Origin of the sequence: Caulobacter sp. UC70_42, assembly GCF_044056025.1 — a bacterium.
Taxonomy (GTDB): Bacteria; Pseudomonadota; Alphaproteobacteria; order Caulobacterales; family Caulobacteraceae; genus Caulobacter.
Window position 1 is genome coordinate 446,757 of record NZ_CP171994.1, and the last position, 19,809, is coordinate 466,565.

Consider the following 19,809-nt stretch of genomic DNA (forward strand, 5'->3'; position numbering starts at 1 on the left):
TTTTGCGATGAGATTGCGCTCCACTCAAGATTCCCCGATGCGGCTCACCCGCCGCTCCGCGATCGCCTCGGCGCTGGCCCTTTCGGCGTGCGGCCAAGGGGCCAAGAGCCAGCCGGCTCCGGCGCCGATCCCGCCGCTCAAGAGCCTGGCGCGCTTCCCGATCGGCTGCTGCGTGCAGGAACGCTGGCTGCAGGAGCCGGACTACGCCGACCTGCTGGCCGAGCAGTTCTCCCAACTCACCGCCGAGTGGGAGATGAAGATGGAATACATCCTGCGCGAGGACGGCGGGTTCCAGTTCGACCGCCCCGACAGCATCGCCCTGTTCGCCAAGGCGCGCGGCATGGCCCTGCACGGCCACACGCTCGTCTGGTACGCCGGCGAGCCCGAGCCCTTCAAGAAGCTGGACGGCAAGGGCGCCGCCTTCGCCAACGCCTATCGCAACTACATCCTGGCGGTCGTCGGCCGCTACAAGGGCCAGGCCCGCAGCTGGGACGTGGTCAACGAGCCGATCACCGACGACGGCGAGCGCCTGCGCGAGAGCCTGTGGTCGCGCAACCTGGGCCTGGACGACCACATCATCCGCGCCCTGGAGCACGCCCGCGAGGCCGATCCAGCGGCGGCGCTGTTCATCAACGACTATCATCTCGAGCTGAAGCCCAACAAACGCGCCACCTTCATGCGGCTGGTCGAGCGCCTGCTGAAGCGCGGCGCGCCGCTGGACGGCCTGGGAACCCAGACCCATATCGACTACGACCTGCCCGAGGGGGCGGTCGGCGCGGCGCTCAAGGACCTAGCCAGCTTCGGCCTGCCGATCCACCTGTCGGAGCTGGACATCTCGCTGGGCGACCGCTTCGTTCCCGCCCTGCCCGGCGATCGGGTGAAGCGCCAGATCGCCAAATACGCCGAGGTCGCCGAGGCCTTCATGGCCCTGCCCGAGCGCCAGCGCTTCGCCTTCACCGTCTGGGGCCTGCGCGACAGCGACACCTGGCTGCGCGGTCCGTCGGGCCAGCGTCCCACGGACCAGCCGCTGCTGTTCGACGACGCCGGCCAGGCCAAGCCCACCGCCCGCGTCCTGGCCGACGCGTTCTCGCGCCGCGCTTAACCAAACGCCGACCTTTCTTTGCCCATAGTCGCGCCTCGGTAAGCGTCAGGGGGACTGCGTGACGACTTCGGGGTCCCGGACGATCGGGCGGCCGCGGAACTGGAACAGGTTCGCCGTCCTGCTCTGCGCCTATGCGGCGAGTTCGCCTACAGTCTGGTCCTGGCCGGCGCGAACTCACAACATCCCGACGATCTGGACCAGCAACGCGATCGTCATCGTCGCCTTGATGGTGCTGGACCGACGCCAGGGCGTGGTGTTCCTGCTTGTCAGCAGCCTGGTCCACATGGCTATCGAGCTTGCCGTCGGCGAGCCGATGCGGTTCGTCCTGACCGTCACGGTCCTGGACGACATCCAGACCTTCGGCACGGCGGTGCTGCTGCGGCGGATGGGCGTGCCGAACCGGGTTCGCGATCCCAAGAGCCTGCTGGCGCTGATCGCCGCCAGTTCCCTCCTGACCGCCGCCAGTTCGATCGTCGTCAGCAGCCTGCTGGCCGTCAGCGCCGGTCACCACTTCCTGCTCGGCTGGAGCGAGTGGACGACATCCAACGTCATGGGCGTGGCCCTGGTGCTGCCCATGGCGCTGATCATGCTGGATCGACGGCACCGGCAGGGCTTCCGCGTCGGACGGCTGGAAGCGATCCTCACCCCGCTGATGGTGCTGGCCTTCTCGGCCGTCATCTTCGCGCTGGACATGGACTACCGCGCGTTGCTGTTCGCCCCGGTCATGCTGGCGGCGTTCCGGGGCGGCCCCCGCGCGGTGGCGATCGTCGTGACCGCCTCCGTGGCGGTCGCCATTCCCGCCGTGCTGCATCGGACGGGCGTGGCGATGCCAAGCGCCCTGACGCCGCTCCGCCAAGTCCTGATCTTCCACATCGTGCTCTACGTCGTGGCCATCCTCGCGGCGCTGGCGATCGGACGCCAGGCGCGACTGCAAGCCCTGCTGGTCCGCCGCAGCGCCGTCGCCCGCGCCGCCCAGGCCCGCGCCCAGGCGGCCAACCGCGCCAAGTCCGAGTTCGTGGCCACCATCAGCCACGAGATCCGCACCCCGCTGAACAGCATCCTGGGCTTCGCCACGCTGGTCGCCGACGATCCCAGCCTGTCGAGCGAGAACCGCCGCCGCCTGGACCTGGTCAGCCGCGCCGGACACTCCCTGGCCGAGATCGTCGGCGACCTGCTGGACTTCGCCAAGGTCGAGGCCGGCCGCCTGGACCTGAGCCTGACGCCCACCTCGCCCGCCGCCCTGCTGCGCGACGCCATGGCCATCATCGCCCCCGAGGCGGCGGCCAAGGGCCTCTATCTGCACACCCAGTTCGAAGGCGATGTCGACGCGCCCCTGGCCCTGGACGAGACCCGCCTTCGCCAGGTGCTGCTGAACTTGCTGGCCAACGCCGTGAAGTTCACGCGCGACGGCGGCGTGGTCGCTCGCCTGACCGCCGGCCCGTCCCCCCGGCGCCCTGCGCTTCGAGATCACCGACACCGGCATCGGCATCGCCCCCGAGGTTCAGGCCAGGCTCTTCCAGCGCTTCTCCCAGGCGGACAGCTCGATCAGCCGCAGCTATGGCGGCACGGGCCTGGGCCTGGCGATCAGCAAGGCCCTGGTCAGCGCCATGAACGGCGAGATCGGCGTCGAGAGCCAGCTGGACCACGGCGCCCGCTTCTGGATCACCCTCACCGCCAAGGCCTGCGACCCCGTCGCCCGGGCCGCCGGCTGCTGTCCCACGCCGGAAACCGCCCCCGAGCGCGCCGCCCGCGTGCTGCTGGTCGACGATCATCCGATGAACCGCGAGCTGGGCGTGGCTCTGTTGACCCTGATCGGCTGCGAGGTCGCCACCGCCAGTGACGGCGCCCAGGCGCTCGAGGCGGTCACGGCCGGGAGCTTCGACCTCGTCCTGATGGACGTGCACATGCCGGGGATGGACGGCCTGACCGCCACGCGCGCCATCCGCGCCCTGTCGAGCCCGGCGGCAACCGTCCCGATCATCGCCCTCAGCGCCGATGTCCTGCCCGAGCAGATCGCCCGCTGCCGCGCCGCCGGCATGGACGACCACGTGCCCAAGCCGATCCGCCGTGAGGAGCTGTTCGCGGCCGTCGCCCGGGCGCTGGAAGGCCGATCCGCCGAGCCCGCGCCTCAGAAGATCGCCTAGAGCGCGGCAGCCGAAAGTGTGAGCGGCTTCGGCCGCCTGCCTCACTCTAAGTGTTTGAGATAGAGCAACGCTCAAGGTTAAATCGGCTTCATGACGGCCTTGTAAGTTGAGACTTACCCGCACCGCCCGTAAATCGCGCGGCCTCGGCGCGTAACGCCGATCAGTGAACAGCAAAAGGTGAGCTTAAATCCCGCGCGCGGCGGTCGTCGCGCGCCACGGGGATCGGCTGCGCCTTGATCAAGGGAAAACGAAATGATCCATCATCTGTCCGTAGCCGCCGCCGATCCTCAAGGCGTGGGCCAGTTCTTCGCCGACATCATGGGGGGCGTCGTCGTCGATTTCCCGCCCAACCCCGGCAGCTGCATGGTGTTCAAGGCCGACGGCCGCGGCACCGCTATCGAGGTCTATCCCGCCGGCAGCGTCATGGTCCCGAACGGCGAGCCGGGCGCGATCTTCCTGCGCCAGCCCGAGGCCTTCGGCCGTTCGCCCACCCACTTCGCGCTGAGCATCGACCTGCCCCGCGACGAGGTCCTGGCCCGCGCCAAGGCCAAGGGCTGGGACGCCTTCATCTGCGATCGCGGCGGCCACTTCCATGTGGTCGAGGTGTGGGTCGAGAACACCTGGCTGGTGGAGCTGCTGCCGCCGGACTTCGCGGCCGAATATCTCGGCTTCGCCAACGCAGTGACCGAACAGGCCGACCCGAACATGGCGCTCGACACCCACCAGCCGCAGGCCCGCACCCTCGAAAACGCCTGACGCGGAAGGGAGCATCAGACAAAAAACGCCCCGGCCGTGCGACCGGGGCGTTCTCATTTCGGGGCGAGCCTGGGCTCTTACGAGTCCAGGAAGCTCCGCAGCTTCCGCGACCGGCTCGGGTGCTTGAGCTTGCGAAGGGCCTTGGCCTCGATCTGGCGGATACGTTCGCGGGTGACCGAGAACTGCTGACCGACTTCTTCCAGCGTGTGGTCGGTGTTCATGCCGATGCCGAAGCGCATGCGCAGCACGCGCTCTTCGCGCGGGGTCAGCGAGGCCAGCACGCGGGTGGTGGTTTCCCGCAGGTTGGACTGGATGGCCGCGTCGATCGGCAGGATGGCGTTCTTGTCCTCGATGAAGTCGCCCAGGTGGCTGTCTTCCTCGTCGCCGATCGGCGTTTCGAGGCTGATCGGCTCCTTGGCGATCTTCAGGACCTTGCGAACCTTCTCCAGCGGCATGGCCAGCTTTTCGGCCAGCTCTTCCGGGGTCGGCTCGCGGCCGATCTCGTGCAGCATCTGGCGGCTGGTGCGGACGATCTTGTTGATCGTCTCGATCATGTGCACCGGGATGCGGATGGTCCGGGCCTGGTCGGCGATCGAGCGGGTGATGGCCTGACGGATCCACCAGGTGGCGTAGGTCGAGAACTTGTAGCCGCGGCGATATTCGAACTTATCGACGGCCTTCATCAGACCGATATTGCCCTCCTGGATCAGGTCCAGGAACTGCAGGCCGCGGTTGGTGTATTTCTTGGCGATCGAGATCACGAGGCGAAGATTGGCCTCGACCATTTCCTTCTTGGCCTGACGGGCTTCGCGCTCGCCCTTCTGGACCGTCTGGACGATGCGGCGATAGTCGTCGATCGGCACGCCGGTCTCGGTGGCCAGGGCGGCGATCTCGCCGCGGATGTCGGTCACCGACTGGCTGTCGTTCTCGACGAACTTGGTCCAGCGCACGCCCATGCCCTTGACCTGATCCGACCAGGTCGGGTTCAGCTCCGAGCCGAAATAGGCCTTGAGGAACTCGCCGCGGCTGATGCCGTAGCTGTCGGCCAGGCGCAGCAGGCGGCCTTCCAGACCGATCAGACGCTTGTTGATCGCATAGAGCTGCTCGACCAGCGCCTCGATGCGGTTGTTGTTCAGCTTCAGCGTCTTCAGGTGCTGGATGATCGTCGCCGACAAACCTTCATAGGCCTTGCGGTCGGCCTCCGACAGATCCTCGCCCTTCAGGCGGCTGCCAACCAGCTTGTCCTGCAGCTTGCGGAAGCTTTCGAACTCGCTGGCGATAGCGTCCAGGATGGCCATCACGCCTTCGCGCAGTTCGCCTTCCATGGCGCTGACGGTGGGGCCGGCGCCGTCGTCGAAATCGTCGTCGTCGTCGCCTTCGCCCTCGGGCTTGGGTTCGGCGCCGGCTTCCTGGTCGACGGGTTCGGCCGGTTCGGCGTCTTCGTCCTCGGCGGCCGGCTGGGCGGCGACGCCGTTGATGGCGGCGTAGGTGCCTTCCAGGTCGATGACTTCGCGCAGCAGGATGCGGCCGGTGCCCAGTTCCTCGCGCCACACCATGATGGCTTCGAAGGTCAGGGCCGACTCGCAGAGGCCGCGGATCATGGTGTCGCGGCCGGCCTCGATGCGCTTGGCGATGGCGATTTCGCCCTCGCGCGACAGCAGCTCGACCGAACCCATCTCGCGCAGGTACATGCGCACGGGGTCGTCGGTGCGGTCGTAGGCGGCCGGCTTGTCGCTGGTGATGACCGTGGTGTTCTCGTCGCGGGTGGCGACTTCGCCGCCCTCCGAGCCCTCGGCGTCTTCTTCGGCCTCGACCACGTTGACGCCCATCTCGCTCAGCATGGCGAGGGTGTCTTCGATGGCGTCGGGGCTGACTTCCTCGGACGGCAGCACCTTGTTCAGCTCGTCCATCGTGACGTAGCCGCGAGCCTTGGCCTGCTTGATGAACTTCTTTACGCCGGCGTCGGTCAGGTCGAGCAGAGGACCGTCACCGCCGGTGGTTTCGGGCGCTTCCGTCTCGGCCGAGGAATTGTTGCTCATCAAGCTCTCCGAAATCGACACCGCCGTCGTGCAAGAGCGGCGCCGAAAAAATCCGTATCGAAAAGGAGTCGCCTGCCCGTCGCGCGCGTCTTGAAGTTCAGCGCTTTCCCAAGGATCACGTTCCCGTCAGAATTCGCCAAGGGCGCCCGTATTCGCCATGTATGAGCGCTCCGCGAGAGACCCGGCGGAGACCATATGGCGTGGGCGCGGCCTGACGCTTTCCCTGATCGGGTCGGCGACCGCTGGGGACCTGGGGCCACGGCGAGGGTGACATCCTGTTTCGATGAGGGCGCGCGCGACGGCGGCCCGAGCGATGTCAATCAGCTGCTTGGCAAATCCTTGAGTCGGCAAATGGCTTTGGGTGACGCCGGTGTCAAGATGGGACGGCCCTGCAACCGCAAACATTTGCGTTCGCCCGACCAACCCCGGAGCGGGAGAAACCTAGTGCAGGACCTGCGAAACCATCTCCGGATCGGTCCAACCGCCGCTGTCGATCAGGCGCTTGACCGCGTCCCTTTCGGTCTTCAGGCGCAGCAGGGTCTGGAAGTCGCTGTCGTCGACCAGGTCGGTCTTGGCGTCGTCGACCGCGCGCTCCAGGGCCGTCAGGCGGATCAAAAGGTCGAAGGCCTGCGACCAGAGGACGCGGATGGCCTCCTCCGGGTTCTGGGCGGCGCTGTGGGTCACGTCCAGCGCCCGCACGCCGGCCGCGGAGCGCTCCAGCAGCGCCAGGGCGCCGGCGTCGTAGCCGATCGAGGCCAGACGACCGCGCACCATGCCGCTCTCCACGTGGTCGGCCTCCATGCGCAGGTTGACCAGCTCATGGGCGATGCCGTCCAGGCGCGCGTCGCCCAGGCCCTGGTTCATCAAGACCTCGATGCGGTCGTCGACGACCTTGGGATCGCGGATGGCGGCGATCAGCAGAGCCGCCGAGATTGGCTTGGGGGCGTGCTGCAGAGCCTGGGCGGCCGCGCGCCCCTCGGCCGTGGAGCCCTCGATCCGGGGCTTGCCGAACTTGCGGGGCGTGTTGTCCCAACGCTGGCGCGACAGTTGCCGGCCCGCGTCGCTGGCGTCGTTCTTGACCCGTCGCGCCGCCCGCATCTCGTCGAGACGGTCCAGCAGCTCCTCTTTATAGGCGTGCGCCAGGTCCTTGTCGGCGATGGTCGCCGCCAGGGTGCGCAGGCGGACCTTCAGGTTCGTCCGCTGCTCGGGGGTGTCGAAGGGCTCGACGTCGCGCTCGCGCTCGAACAGGGCCTGGACGAAGGGCTTGGTGTCGCTGAGCTGAGCCTTCAGCGCCGCCGCCCCCTGATCGCGCAGTATGTCGTCGGGATCCTTGCCGCCGACCGGCATGGAGAACAGGAACGAGCGGCCCGGCTTCAGCAGCGGCAGGGCGCGATCGATGGCGCGGTGGGCGGCGCGCTGGCCGGCCTTGTCGCCATCGAAGCACAGGGTCGGCGTCGGATGCAGGCGCCACAGCCCCTCCATCTGCTCTTCGGTCAGGGCCGTGCCCATGGCCGCCACGGCCGGCACGCCGGCGCGCTGGCAGGCGATGACGTCCATATAGCCTTCGACCACCACCATGGGCGGCTTGCCCCCAAACTGGCCGCCCCCGCTCTGGCCGTCGTGCAGGATCTTGCGGGCCTCGAACAGGCCGTAGAGCACCCGCCCCTTGTGGAAGAGTTCCGTCTCGGGACCGTTCAGGTATTTGGCGCGGGCGTTGGGGTCCATGGCCCGGCCGCCGAACGACACCACCTTCCCCCGGGTGTCGGTGATCGGAAAGATGATCCGGTCGCGGAAGCGGTCATAGGGCTGGCCGCCGTCCTCGGGCGAGATCAGCACCCCGGCGTCGACCAGATCGCCCCGGCTTGGCGCCCTTGGCGACCAGATAGTCCTTCAGCCCCGTGCGGTTGTTGGGCGCGAAGCCAATGCGGAAGCGGCTCCACTCCTTCTCGGGCAGGCCGCGCTTTTCCAGATAGGCGCGGGCGGCCTGACCGACCGGGCGGCGCAGCTCGGCCTCGAACCAGGCCGCGGCCAGCTCCATCCAGTCGCCCAGGGACGAGCGCTTCTGCTCCTCGCGGGCGGCGTGCGGGTCGACGGCGGGCAGGCTCATGCCGGCCTCGGCCGCCAGACGCTCGACCGCCTCGGCGAAGGTCAGCCGCTCGGTCTCCTGCAGGAAGCTGATGATGTCGCCGTGCTTGCCGCTGGAGAAGCAGTGATAGAAGCCCTTTTCGTCGTTGACGAAGAACGACGGGCTCTTCTCCTTGGTGAACGGCGACAGACCCGCGTACTCGCGCCCCTGCCGCCGCAGCTTCACCGTCTTGCCGACGACGTCGGACGGGCGAAGGCGGGACTTCAGTTCTTCGAGGAAGCGGTCGTCGAAACGCATTGAGGCTGGGGGCCGATCGGTGAACGCGCATCATAGTGAAGCGCGGCGGCGCAGATATCGGACGTAGGTCCTTCGCCCACAAGTTTGGCGAGTCTGTGGATATCTCAAGCTCGGCATTAGGAACATCGCGTCCGCCCTCTCCGTTTTGAAAGCCGGAGCGCCTCGACGCGCCCCAAGCTTCCAAGCCCGCCACGGAGAAGACCCATGCCCCAGAGATGGAATGACCGCGAAGGCCGCTTCGACGTCGAAGCCGACGGCGATTTCGACCGGCAGCAAGGCTACGGCTACGACGCCGCGCGACGTCACGATCCGGCCTATGACACCTCTCACCGCAACGAAGGCGGCTATCGCGGCGAGCGCGGCCCGCGTCGCCACGGCGGCGAATTCCTTCGGGCGGCGCAAGCGAGCGGCGACATCGGCTATGGCCGCGCGCGCTCTGGCGCGGACTACGGCGCCGGCGCGACGGGTTATCGCTCGCCAGGCGACTATGGCCGTGTGGGCGGCCACGACTTCGGCGGCGCGACCGGCGACTACGGCTCCAGCGGCTATTCGGGCCGCACGCCTGACTATGGCGACGAGCGCTATTTCGATGCGCGCGACCGCGATCGCCCGGATCGCGATGGCGCCTATGGCCGTGACTACAATCCCTATCGCTCGTTCAGCCCGCGCGACCAGCGCCCCCGCCACGAGGAGCGCACCTGGTTCGACCGGGCCCGCGACGAGGTCTCCTCCTGGATGGGCGACCACGACGCCCTGCGCCGCCGCGAGGCCGACGGCGCCCATCGCGGGCGCGGCCCCAAGGGCTATCGCCGCTCGGACGAGCGCATCCGCGAGGATGTCAGCGACCGGCTGACTGACGACAGCTGGCTGGACGCCAACGGCATCGAGGTCGCGGTCTCCGACGGTGACGTCACCCTGACCGGCACGGTCCGCTCGCGCGAGGACAAGAGACGCGCGGAGGCCCTGGCCGAGAGCGTCTCGGGCGTCGACAACGTGCAGAACAACCTGCGGGTCGACCGCGGGACCGACACGACGGCGACCACGGTTCCGGCGTCGCCGCTGGGTTAAGGGCCAAAAGCTCCGCCCGTGACCGACGGGCGGAGCGCCTTTTCGCGTTACCCTTCCGACGCTTGATTTCAACGCCGAAACGCAAACCAGGCCGCATACCCACGTTCTTGCCCGTCCGGCCAACTTGCCCTCGACAAGCGAGTATTAACGCCACAAACATCCCGGCTTCTCGTCGCGGGAGCACGCCCGCGCGCCGCACTGGGGTGTTTCGTGAAAGCGCTGTTCTTCTCGGTCTCCGTCCTGTCCCTGGCCGCAACGGCGGTTATGGCCCAGACTTCTCCCCTGCCGGAGTCCGCGCCCCCGACCCCGCCGATCGAAGCCCCGCGCGACGTCCCGTACACGGCGGGCACGCTGAAGGTCGCCGTCGACGCTACCGATCTCGACCGCAAGATCTGGAACGTCACCACCACCATGCCGGTCAGCAAGGCCGGCGACTTCGTGTTCCTGTATCCGCAGTGGGTCCCGGGCGGCCACTCCCCGCGCAACGACCTGGACAAGCTGGCCGGCCTGGTGGTCACCGCCAACGGCAAGCGCATCCCCTGGACCCGCGACGTGGTCAGCGTCCACGCCTTCCATGTCGACGTCCCGGCCGGCGTCACCGAGCTGCAGATCAGCTACCAGTTCCTGACCGCCGTCGAGGGCAAGGTCGGCCGCATCGAGGTCACGCCCGAGATGCTGAACCTGCAGTGGCTGCAGGTGACCATGTATCCCGCCGGCTACTACACCCGCCAGATTCCGATCGAGGCCAGCGTCAAGCTGCCGGAAGGCTGGAAGTTCGCCACCGCCCTGGAGACCGCCAAGACCGAGGGCCAGGTCACGACCTTCAAGCCGACCAATGTCGAAATCCTGGTCGACTCGCCGATGATGGCCGGCAAGTACTTCAAGTCGGTCGAGCTGGACCCCACCGGCCCGGCCCCGGTGCGCCTGAACCTGATCGCCGACAGCCCCGAGAACCTCGAGGCCAAGCCGGAATACATCCAGATCCACAAGGACCTCGTCCAGCAGGCCTACAAGCTCTACGGCTCGCACCACTACGATCACTACGATTTCCTGGTGGCGATGTCCGACAAGCTGGGCGGCATCGGCCTGGAGCACCATCGCTCCAGCGAAAACCGCGTCGCCCCGAAGTACTTCAACGAGTGGGACAAGAACTTCGTCGGCCGCGACCTGCTGAGCCACGAATACACCCACTCGTGGAACGGCAAGTTCCGCCGCGCCGCCGACCTGTGGACTCCGAACCTGAACGTGCCGATGCGCGACAGCATGATGTGGGTCTATGAGGGCCAGACCCAGTACTGGGGCAACGTGCTGGCCGCCCGCTCGGGCCTGCTGACCAAGCAGCAGGCGATGGACTCGCTGGCCGCCACGGCCGCCGTCTATGACAACCGCCGCGGCCGCGACTGGCGTCCGGTGCAGGACACCACCAACGACCCGATCATCGCCAACCGCAAGCCGCTGTCGTGGCTCTCCTGGCAGCGCAGCGAGGACTACTATTCGGAAGGCCTGCTGGTCTGGCTCGACGCCGACACCCTGATCCGCGAGAAGACCGGCGGCAAGAAGTCGCTGGACGACTTCGCCAAGGCCTTCTTCGGCGTCGACAACGGCTCGTACAGCGAGAAGACCTATACGTTCGACGACGTGGTCGGCGCGCTGAACGGCGTCTACGCCTATGACTGGGCCACCTTCCTCAAGACCCGCATCCAGGAGGTCCAGGAAAAGGCCCCGCTGGATGGCTTCGAGCGCGGCGGCTACAAGGTGGTCTATACCGACACCCCCACCGAGTTCATGAAGTCGGCCGAGACCAAGGCCAAGAATACCCCGCTCAGCTACTCGCTGGGCCTGACGGTGGGTTCTGACGGCGTGCTGACCGACGTGCAGTGGGGCGGCCCCGCGTTCAAGGCCGGCCTGACCCAGGGCCTCACGGTCGTGGCCGTCAACGGCGAGCAGTTCGACGGTGACAAGCTCAAGGCCGCCGTCAAGGCCGCCGCCAAGCCCGATGGTCAGCTGGTCGAGCTGCTGATCAAGGACGGCGGTCGTTACAGGATGGTCAAGATCGACTATCGCGGCGGCCTGCGCTACCCGCGCCTGGAGCGGATCGCCGGGACCCCGGACCGTCTCGGCGACATCCTGACACCGCGCAAATAGTTAACGAAATTCGCCGTCAGGTTGCGATCCACTCGCAGCCTGCGACGATTTGGGGAAGGGCGGGAAGCCGACACCTGTGTCACCTTCCTGACTGTTCAATCCCTCTGAACGCGTACCGAAAAGGGCCCGCCCCCTCTCCCAAGCGGGCCCTTTTTTGCGTCCGGTTTGAACCCGCCCCATTTTTTCGTCCGGACATTGACGCTCGCGTGACAGCGAGGGAACGATGCGCCCCGCCGGGCTCGGGGGCCGCGGCGTTTCAGCGTCAGGGATCACCATGCTCGACCGTCGTCAGATCATGATGGGGACGGCGGCCGCCGCCCTTACCGCCGGCTTTGGGGCAACAGCGCGTCCAGCCTCGGCGGCCACACCGAAGGAACAGCTGTACGCGCTGTTCGACGCCTTCTTCGACGAGGACCTGAGCGACAGCCCCGAGCAGGCCACGAACCTGGGCCTCGACATCGGCAAGCACGCCGACGCCCGCTCGAAACTCTCGGACCGCTCGATCGCCGCCTGGAAGCGCGACCGCGCCGAGCCGGCCAAGCGCATCGCCCGCCTGAAGACAATCGACCGCAAGGCCCTGACCGGCGACGACGCCATCAACTACGACACCGCCCTGTTCAACTACGAGGCCCGCGAAGGGACCTCGCGCTTCGACTACGGCTCTGGCTCGCGACCGTTCGTGCTGACCCAGTACTATGGGGCCTATATCTCGACGCCCAACTTCCTGGACAGCAAGCACAAGATCGAGTCGGCCGCCGACGCCGACACGTACATCGCCCGTATGAAGGCCTTCGCGGGCGTGCTCGACCAGGAGACCGAACGGGCCAGCGCCGACGCGGCCAAGGGCGTGATCCCGTCGGACTTCATGGTCGACAAGGCCATCGCCCAGCTCACCCAGTTTCGCGCCATCCCGGTCGACAAGAACGTGCTGGTCGCCTCGGCCGCCCGTCGCGCCAAACAGTATGGCGACTACGACGTCCAGGCCGCAAAGGTCCTGACCGGCGAGATCCAGCCGGCCCTCGACCGTCAGATCGCCGCCCTGCAGGCCATGCGGCCCAAGGCCGTCCACGACGCCGGCATCGGCCGCCTGAAGGACGGCGACGCCTTCTACGCCGCCCTGCTGAAGATCTACACGACGACCAACAAAACCCCCGAGGAAGTCCACCGCCTGGGCCTGGACGAAGGCGCCGAGATCCAGGCGCGGATGGACGAGATCCTCAAGAAGCGCGGCCTGACGCAAGGGTCGGTCGGCGCGCGGATGGCCAGCCTCGGCGCTCAGCCCGACCAGGTGTTCCCCAACACCGACGAGGGCCGCGCCCAGATCCTCGACTATTGCCGCGGACGGCTGGCCAAGCTTCAGCCCGAGCTGCCGAAATGGTTCGGCCTGATGCCCCAGATCCCGGTCGAGGTCCGTCGCGTGCCGACCTACACCGAGGCCGGCTCGTCGGGCGCCTATTACGAGCGGCCGGCCCTGGACGGCTCGCGTCCGGGCGCGGTCTATATCAACCTCAAGGACACGGCCGAGTGGCCGCGCCTGTCGCTGGCGACCCTGATCCACCATGAGGGCGCCCCCGGTCACCACTTCCAGCTGGCCCTGGTCGCCCAGAGCAACCTGCCCAAACTGCGCCAGAACATGGGCTTCTCGGCCAATACCGAAGGCTGGGCGCTCTATGCCGAGCAGGTGGCCATGGAAATGGGCATGTACGAGGGCGACGACCTCAGCCTTCTGGGCATGTACCAGGCGCGCCTGTTCCGCGCCTCGCGCTGCGTGGTCGACACCGGCCTCCACGCCAAGGGCTGGAGCCGCGAGAAGGCCATCGCCTACATGGTCGAGACCGGCGGCGACTCGGTGGGCAAGATCTCCCGCGAGGTCGAGCGCTACTGCGCCAATCCCGGTCAGGCCTGCTCCTACAAGGTCGGCCACACCGTCTGGGCGGCGTCTCGCGAGCGCGCCAGGAAGCGCCTGGGCGGCAAGTTCGACATCAAGCGCTTCCACGACACCGCGCTGATGGTCGGCCCCGCGCCGCTGACGGTGCTGGAGGGGGTGATCGACCGCTGGCAGGGGTGAGCGACCTAAATAACTCCGTCATTCCCGCCACAAGGGCGGGAATGACGGCGATCGGGAAAATGAGACCGGTACCATTTCTGACTTGAGTGGTCAGACAACCGCCTCCATAGTGCCTTGACGAAGGCGGCCCCAGAGCCGTCGGCCATTGCGCACCTTCGGGGAAACAAACGGATGACCACCACCCTCACCCGCCGCCTGTTCGGCGCGAGCCTCGCGGCGCTGTCCGCCGCCGCCATGCCCGGCCTGGCGCAAGCCGCCGACAAGGCTCCCAAGACGTCCGGCGGCAAGCCGCTCTACAAAGACCCGGCCCAGCCGATCGACGCCCGGGTCAAGGACCTGCTCTCCCGCATGACGCTGGAAGAGAAGGCCGCCCAGCTGATCGGCATCTGGCTCACCAAGAACAAGATCCAGACCCCCGAGGGCGAGTTCTCGGCCGAAGAGGCCAGCAAGAACTTCCCCAACGGCCTGGGCCAGATCTCGCGCCCGTCCGACCGCAAGGGCGCCAAGCCCGCCACGGTGATCGACGCGGCCGCCGGCGCCGACGACGGCGCGGTCAACCGCAACGCCAAGGAGACCGCGCGCTACACCAACGCCGCCCAGAAGTGGGCCGTGGAGAAGACGCGCCTGGGCATCCCGCTCTTGATGCACGACGAGGCGCTGCACGGCTACGTCGCCCGTGACGCGACCAGCTTCCCGCAGGCCATCGCCCTGGCCTCGACCTTCGATACCGATCTGACCGAGAAGATCTTCGCCGTCGCCGCCCGCGAGATGCGCGCCCGCGGCTCCAACCTGGCCCTCGCCCCCGTGGTCGACGTGGCCCGCGACCCGCGCTGGGGCCGCATCGAGGAGACTTACGGCGAGGACCCGCACGTCTGCGCCGAGATCGGCCTGGCCGCCATCCGCGGCTTCCAGGGGACCACCCTGCCGCTGGCCAAGGACAAGGTCTTCGTCACCCTCAAGCACATGACCGGCCACGGCCAGCCCGAGAACGGCACCAATGTCGGCCCGGCCCAGATCGCCGAGCGCACCCTGCGCGAGAACTTCTTCCCGCCGTTCGAACGCGCCGTGACCGAGCTGCCCGTCCGCGCGGTCATGCCGTCGTATAACGAGATCGACGGCGTCCCCTCGCACGCCAACCGCTGGCTGCTGACCAAGATCCTGCGCGAGGAGTGGGGCTACAAGGGCTCGGTCCAGAGCGACTATTTCGCGATCAAGGAGCTGATCGCCCGCCACAAGCTGACCACCGATCTCGGCGAGACGGCGGTGATGGCCATGCACGCCGGCGTCGATGTCGAGCTGCCCGACGGCGAGGCCTACGTCCTGATCCCCGAACTGGTGAAGGCCGGCCGCATCCCGCAGTTCGAGATCGACGCCGCCGTGGCCCGCGTCCTGACCATGAAGTTCGAAGGCGGCCTGTTCGAGAACCCCTACTGCGACGAGAAGACCGCCGACGCCAAGACCGCGACGCCCGACGCCGTCGCCCTGGCCCGCGAGGCCGCACGCAAGGCCGTCGTGCTGCTCAAGAACGACAAGGGCGTGCTGCCGCTGGACGGCAAGAAGATCAAGCGCCTCGCCCTCCTGGGCACACACGCCAAGGATACGCCGATCGGCGGCTACTCGGACGTGCCGCGCCACGTGGTCTCGATCCACGAGGGCCTGACCGCGGAGGCCAAGGCCCAGGGCTTCGCGCTCGACTACGCCGAGGCCGTGCGCATCACCGAAGAACGCATCTGGGCGCAGGACGCCGTCAAGTTCGTCGATCCGGCCGTCAACGCCAAGCTGATCGCCGAGGCCGTCGAGGTCGCCAAGAAGGCCGACGTCGTCGTGATGGTGCTGGGCGACAACGAACAGACCAGCCGCGAGGCCTGGGCCGACAACCACCTGGGCGATCGCGAGAGCCTCGACCTGATCGGCCAGCAGAACGACCTGGCCAAGGCGATCTTCGACCTGGGCAAGCCGACCGTGGTGTTCCTGCTGAACGGCCGCCCGCTGTCGATCAACCTGCTGGCCCAGCGCGCCGACGCCATCATCGAGGGCTGGTACCTGGGCCAGGAGACCGGCAACGCCGCCGCCGACGTCCTGTTCGGCCGCGCCAATCCGGGCGGCAAGCTGCCGGTCAGCATCGCCCGCGACGTCGGTCAGCTGCCGATCTACTACAACCGCAAGCCCACGGCCCGCCGCGGCTATCTGGGCGGCGACACCAGCCCGCTCTATCCGTTCGGCTTCGGTCTCTCGTACACCACCTTCGACATCGGCGCCCCGCGCCTGGCCAAGGCCAAGATCGGCCAGGGCGAGACCGTCAAGGTCGAGGTTGACGTGACCAACACCGGCAAGGCTGCCGGCGACGAGGTCGTCCAGCTCTACATCCACGACGAGCAGGCCTCGGTCACCCGTCCGGTGCTGGAGCTGAAGCACTTCAAGCGCGTGACCCTTGCGGCCGGCGCCAGGACCACGGTGAGCTTCGAGATCAAGCCGTCGGACCTGTGGATGTGGAACCTCGACATGAAGCGCGTCGTCGAGCCGGGCGACTTCTCGATCCTGGTCGGGCCGAACTCCGTGGACCTGAAGAAGGCGACGCTCACCGTCGCCTGAGGCGTCCAGCTTCACTCACCTCGATCATTCCTCGTCATCCCGGGCCGCGCCGCGGCCGGGATGACGAGAGGAATAGGGCCGGCGTCTCCGCCCCCCTTAGGTAACAATCGAAAGCCAAGTTTGATCGCGGCGGGGTTCAGTCCCGGCGCGTAAGGGCCCATATCACGGCCATGTCCGCTTCCGACTGCGCCCATACTCGCGCCGCCTTGGCCCGCGCCGACGCCGCTGCGTTCACCGACGCCGAGATCGACACCCTGGTCGAGACCTTCTATGCGCGCGTCCGCCGTCACCATCGCCTGGGCCCGATCTTCGAGAGGGCGATCGGCGAGGACGGCTGGCCCGCGCACTTGGCGACCCTGAAGGACTTCTGGTCGTCGGTGCTGAACACCTCCGGCCGCTACAAGGGCCAGCCGGTGACCGTCCATCAGCACGTCGAGGGGCTGACCGAGGGCCTGTTCATGCCGTGGCTGAACCTCTTCCATCAGACCTGCGTCGAGCTGTTCGACGCCCCGCGCGCCGCCATCGTCGGCCAGAAGGCCGAGCGCATCGCCCGCAGCCTGAAACTCGGCGTGTTCTTCAAGCCGGACGCGGTCGCTTGAGCGGCTTGGCCGACGACGGCTTCGTCCGCTTCGAAGCCGCCGAGACCCAAGCCCTGCTCGGCCCCGAGGCCATGGCCCAGTGGCCGGCCTTCGCCGAAAGCTGGAACGACCTTCCCCTCGACGGCTTCATGGCCGACGGCGGCCGCTATCGTCGCCGGCGGTTCGCGGCCTTCGCCGCCGCGCCCGGCGAGATCGCGCGCAAGCCGCACCAGCCGCACTGGCAGAGCCGCGACTACAACCCGCTGAACGGCGGCGTGCAGCGCTGGTTCGAGCCGGTCACCGACGCCATCGCCGAGCACCCGGTGACGCAAGGCGTCATCCGCGCCGGCCTGGAGCGCTTCCATCCGCTGTCGGGATCCCCAGCCACGCCGTGGCACGTCGAACTCCACCAGTTCCGCATCGAGGCCCGGGCCGACGAGGCGGGTTTGCCGACGCCCGAGGGCGCGCATCGCGACGGCGTCGACTGGGTGATCGTCATGCTGGTGGATCGCCGCAACGTCGACAGCGGCGTCACCGACATCTACGCCCCCGACGGGACGAGCCTGGGCTCCTTCACCCTGACCGCGCCCGGCGACGCGGTTTTCCTGGATGACCACCGCGTGCTGCACGGCGTCACGCCGATCCGGCCGCACGATCCGGAGCTGCCCGCCCTGCGCGATGTGCTGGTCGTCACATACAGGCAGGGCTCGGACGTCGCACGGTAGAGCTCGCGGCGCGGTTGCGCCTGCGACCGTTTGCCTCACCGCTCACCCGTTTAGACCGTGATCACAACGTGACACGGTGAGGCTTGGCCCCTTCGACAGGATTGAGCGTCCGCGTATGTCTCGAGACGACCAAGGCCAGCCCCCCTGTTCGCCGCTGACCAAGGCGCCGGGGGAAAGGCGCGCCGTCTTCTCCAGCGCGATGGCTGACGCCGTCCCGATCCTGATCAGCTATGTCGACCGCGAGCAGCGCTATCGCTTCGTCAACCGCGCCTACGAGCGCTGGTTCGGGGTCGACCGCTCGCAGATCGAGGGCAAGACCCTGGCCGAGGTCCTGGGTCCGGAAGCCTATGACTTGGTGCGGGATCACGCGGCCCGCGCCCTGGCCGGCGAGAGCGTCACCTTCGAGGCCGAACACAACTACCAAGGCGCTGGCGCCCGCCACATCGAGGCCCAGTACGTTCCCGATATCGCCCGCGACGGCGAGATTCCCGGCTACTACGTCCTGGTCAACGACATCACCGACCGCAGGAAGACCGCCGCCGAACTTGAACGGATGCTGGCCGGCGAGCGGCGCCGCGGCGCCCTGCTGGATCTCGGCCAGAAGCTGCGCGACGAGGCCGATCCCATCGTCATCGCCCAGACCGCGGCGCGGATGCTGACCGAGCAGTTCGGCGTCGCCCGGGCCGGCTATGCGGAGATGGATCTCGTCAACGATCTGGCCGACATCGTCGCCGACGACGGCGGGACCGATCGCGGCGTCGCGCGGTTGAGCGGACAGCGGATCCACCTCGAGGACTTCGGCCCCCTGATGAGCGCCGACATGCGCGCGGGACGCGTGGTCGCGGTGGGCGACGTGGCCCTGGACGATCGCACCAACGCCACGGACGCCCTGGAGGCCTATGCCGCCCTCGGCGTGCGGGCCTTCATGACCATCTCGCTGATCAAGGCCGGACGGCTGTCGGCCTATCTGTTCCTGGCGCACGATGAACCGCGCGCCTTTTCAAGCGACGAGATCGCCTTCGTCGCCGACGTGGCCGAACTGATCTGGATTTCCAGCGAGCGAGCCCGCTCGGACCTGGCCCTTAAGCGCGCCGTCGAGACCGAGCGCCTGTTGATCCGCGAGGTCGACCATCGCGCCAAGAACGTCCTGGCCGTGGTCCAGTCCCTGGCCCAGCTGACCCCGTTTCATAGCAAGGAACAGTATGTCGAGGCGCTGTCGGGCCGCATCGGCTCGCTGGCCCGCGCCCATAGCCTGCTGTCGAACGCCCGCTGGAGCGGCGTTGACCTGCACGACCTGCTGCGGCTGGAGCTGGACCCCTATCGCTGCGCGGATGGCGTTGGGGGCGAAGAGCAACTGGTCATCGAGGGCCCGCCGGTCCTGATCGACGCCCAGGGCGCCCAGTCCCTGGCCCTGGTGCTGCACGAGCTGGCCACCAACGCGTCGAAGTACGGCGCCCTGGCCCGGCCGGAGGGTCGGCTGTCGGTGACCTGGCGCTGGGATGGAGACGGCGCGCTGCGCCTCGTCTGGCGCGAGGAAGCCGGCGCGCGGGTCACCCCGCCCCAACGGCGCGGCTTCGGCTCGACCCTGATCGAGAGCGCGGTGAAACAGGCCGCCGCCCGCGTGACCCTGGACTGGCGCCCCGAGGGCCTGGAGGTCCGAACTCGACATCCTGACCGGCGTCCAGGCCCGCGCGGCCGAGAGCATTCCGGCCTATCGTCCCGGGCTGGCGACCGACGACAGCCCGGCCCTGCGCGACCAGCGCGTGCTGGTGGTCGAGGACGAGGCCGTCGTCGCCATGGAGCTTGCCCGCGTCCTGACCGCCGCCGGCGCCAAGGTCGTCGGCCCGGCCGGCACGATCGAGGAGGCCCTGGGCCTGCTGGACGACGGCCAGCCGATCGACCGGGCCCTGCTGGACGTCAATCTGGGCGGCCGCCTGATCACACCGGTGGCGGCGGCCCTGACCAACCGGCGCATCCCTTTCGTCTATCTGACGGGCTACCAGGAGCCCGATGTCGACGACGGTCCCGTTCTGAGAAAGCCGGTGGCGGCGAGCACCCTGTTGGGCGCCCTCGCCCGCGGCGCGGCGGCGCCGGCGCGGTAAGGGTTCCGCTTTCTTTGGCCGTGGGCCGCCCCGGCGAGTCTTGTGGCTTGAAATTGCAATTCGTTCTCAAGTAAGGACGAGCCTCCATCGCCAGGTTCGTCAGGACG

Annotated in this window: 11 protein-coding genes and 3 pseudogenes; 12 read left to right on the forward strand and 2 right to left on the reverse strand. The window is 68.1% G+C overall.

Annotated elements, in window-relative coordinates:
- Positions 1 to 37 precede the first annotated feature (37 nt).
- The 5 genes and pseudogenes from ACHMW8_RS02525 (at position 38) to ACHMW8_RS02545 (ending at position 4,002) form a co-directional block, all read left to right on the forward strand.
- Positions 38 to 1,102: an endo-1,4-beta-xylanase gene (locus ACHMW8_RS02525; protein WP_395444659.1), complete on the forward strand. Its 1,065-nt coding sequence runs from the start codon at positions 38 to 40 to the stop codon at positions 1,100 to 1,102.
- A 226-nt stretch (positions 1,103 to 1,328) separates the two neighbouring features.
- Positions 1,329 to 2,243: pseudogene (locus tag ACHMW8_RS02530) on the forward strand (histidine kinase dimerization/phospho-acceptor domain-containing protein); the annotation flags it as partial.
- Between the two features lie 346 nt (positions 2,244 to 2,589).
- A pseudogene (locus ACHMW8_RS02535) lies at positions 2,590 to 2,715 on the forward strand (ATP-binding protein); the annotation flags it as partial.
- 180 nt (positions 2,716 to 2,895) lie between these two features.
- A complete protein-coding gene (locus tag ACHMW8_RS02540) occupies positions 2,896 to 3,246 on the forward strand; it encodes a response regulator (protein ID WP_395444660.1) in 351 nt (116 codons plus the stop codon).
- 252 nt (positions 3,247 to 3,498) lie between these two features.
- Positions 3,499 to 4,002: a VOC family protein gene (locus ACHMW8_RS02545; protein WP_125155521.1), complete on the forward strand. Its 504-nt coding sequence runs from the start codon at positions 3,499 to 3,501 to the stop codon at positions 4,000 to 4,002.
- A gap of 77 nt (positions 4,003 to 4,079) precedes the next feature.
- Here ACHMW8_RS02545 and rpoD read toward each other — a convergent pair whose 3' ends face one another.
- Together rpoD and dnaG are read right to left on the reverse strand one after the other, a co-directional pair.
- Entirely contained in the window at positions 4,080 to 6,041 is a 1,962-nt protein-coding gene (rpoD, locus tag ACHMW8_RS02550; RefSeq protein ID WP_125155520.1) for an RNA polymerase sigma factor RpoD, read from the reverse strand.
- Positions 6,042 to 6,482: 441 nt separating this feature from the next.
- Positions 6,483 to 8,424, reverse strand: a pseudogene (gene dnaG, locus ACHMW8_RS02555) (DNA primase).
- A gap of 204 nt (positions 8,425 to 8,628) precedes the next feature.
- Between dnaG and ACHMW8_RS02560 the strand changes: the two are divergent.
- The 7 genes from ACHMW8_RS02560 (at position 8,629) to ACHMW8_RS02590 (ending at position 19,776) form a co-directional block, all read left to right on the forward strand.
- Positions 8,629 to 9,492 carry a BON domain-containing protein gene (locus ACHMW8_RS02560; RefSeq protein WP_395444661.1) on the forward strand — a complete coding sequence of 288 codons (864 nt, stop codon included), beginning with the start codon at positions 8,629 to 8,631 and terminating at the stop codon, positions 9,490 to 9,492.
- Positions 9,493 to 9,690: 198 nt separating this feature from the next.
- Complete coding sequence (locus ACHMW8_RS02565) at positions 9,691 to 11,637, forward strand: M61 family metallopeptidase (RefSeq protein WP_395445872.1); 1,947 nt, start codon at positions 9,691 to 9,693, stop codon at positions 11,635 to 11,637.
- Positions 11,638 to 11,905: 268 nt separating this feature from the next.
- Positions 11,906 to 13,705 carry a DUF885 domain-containing protein gene (locus tag ACHMW8_RS02570; RefSeq protein ID WP_395445873.1) on the forward strand — a complete coding sequence of 600 codons (1,800 nt, stop codon included), beginning with the start codon at positions 11,906 to 11,908 and terminating at the stop codon, positions 13,703 to 13,705.
- Between the two features lie 171 nt (positions 13,706 to 13,876).
- Entirely contained in the window at positions 13,877 to 16,297 is a 2,421-nt protein-coding gene (locus ACHMW8_RS02575) for a glycoside hydrolase family 3 N-terminal domain-containing protein (RefSeq protein WP_395444662.1), read from the forward strand.
- A 170-nt stretch (positions 16,298 to 16,467) separates the two neighbouring features.
- On the forward strand, positions 16,468 to 16,896 hold the full coding sequence (locus tag ACHMW8_RS02580) for a group III truncated hemoglobin (protein WP_395444663.1): 429 nt from the start codon (positions 16,468 to 16,470) through the stop codon (positions 16,894 to 16,896).
- On the forward strand, positions 16,893 to 17,600 hold the full coding sequence (locus tag ACHMW8_RS02585; protein WP_125155514.1) for a 2OG-Fe dioxygenase family protein: 708 nt from the start codon (positions 16,893 to 16,895) through the stop codon (positions 17,598 to 17,600). The genes ACHMW8_RS02580 and ACHMW8_RS02585 overlap by 4 nt, the downstream gene beginning before the upstream one ends.
- Before the next feature lie 199 nt (positions 17,601 to 17,799).
- The gene (locus ACHMW8_RS02590; protein ID WP_395444664.1) at positions 17,800 to 19,776 is read left to right on the forward strand and encodes an HWE histidine kinase domain-containing protein; all 1,977 of its coding nucleotides are present in this window, start codon (positions 17,800 to 17,802) and stop codon (positions 19,774 to 19,776) included.
- The last annotated feature ends 33 nt before the right edge of the window (positions 19,777 to 19,809 follow it).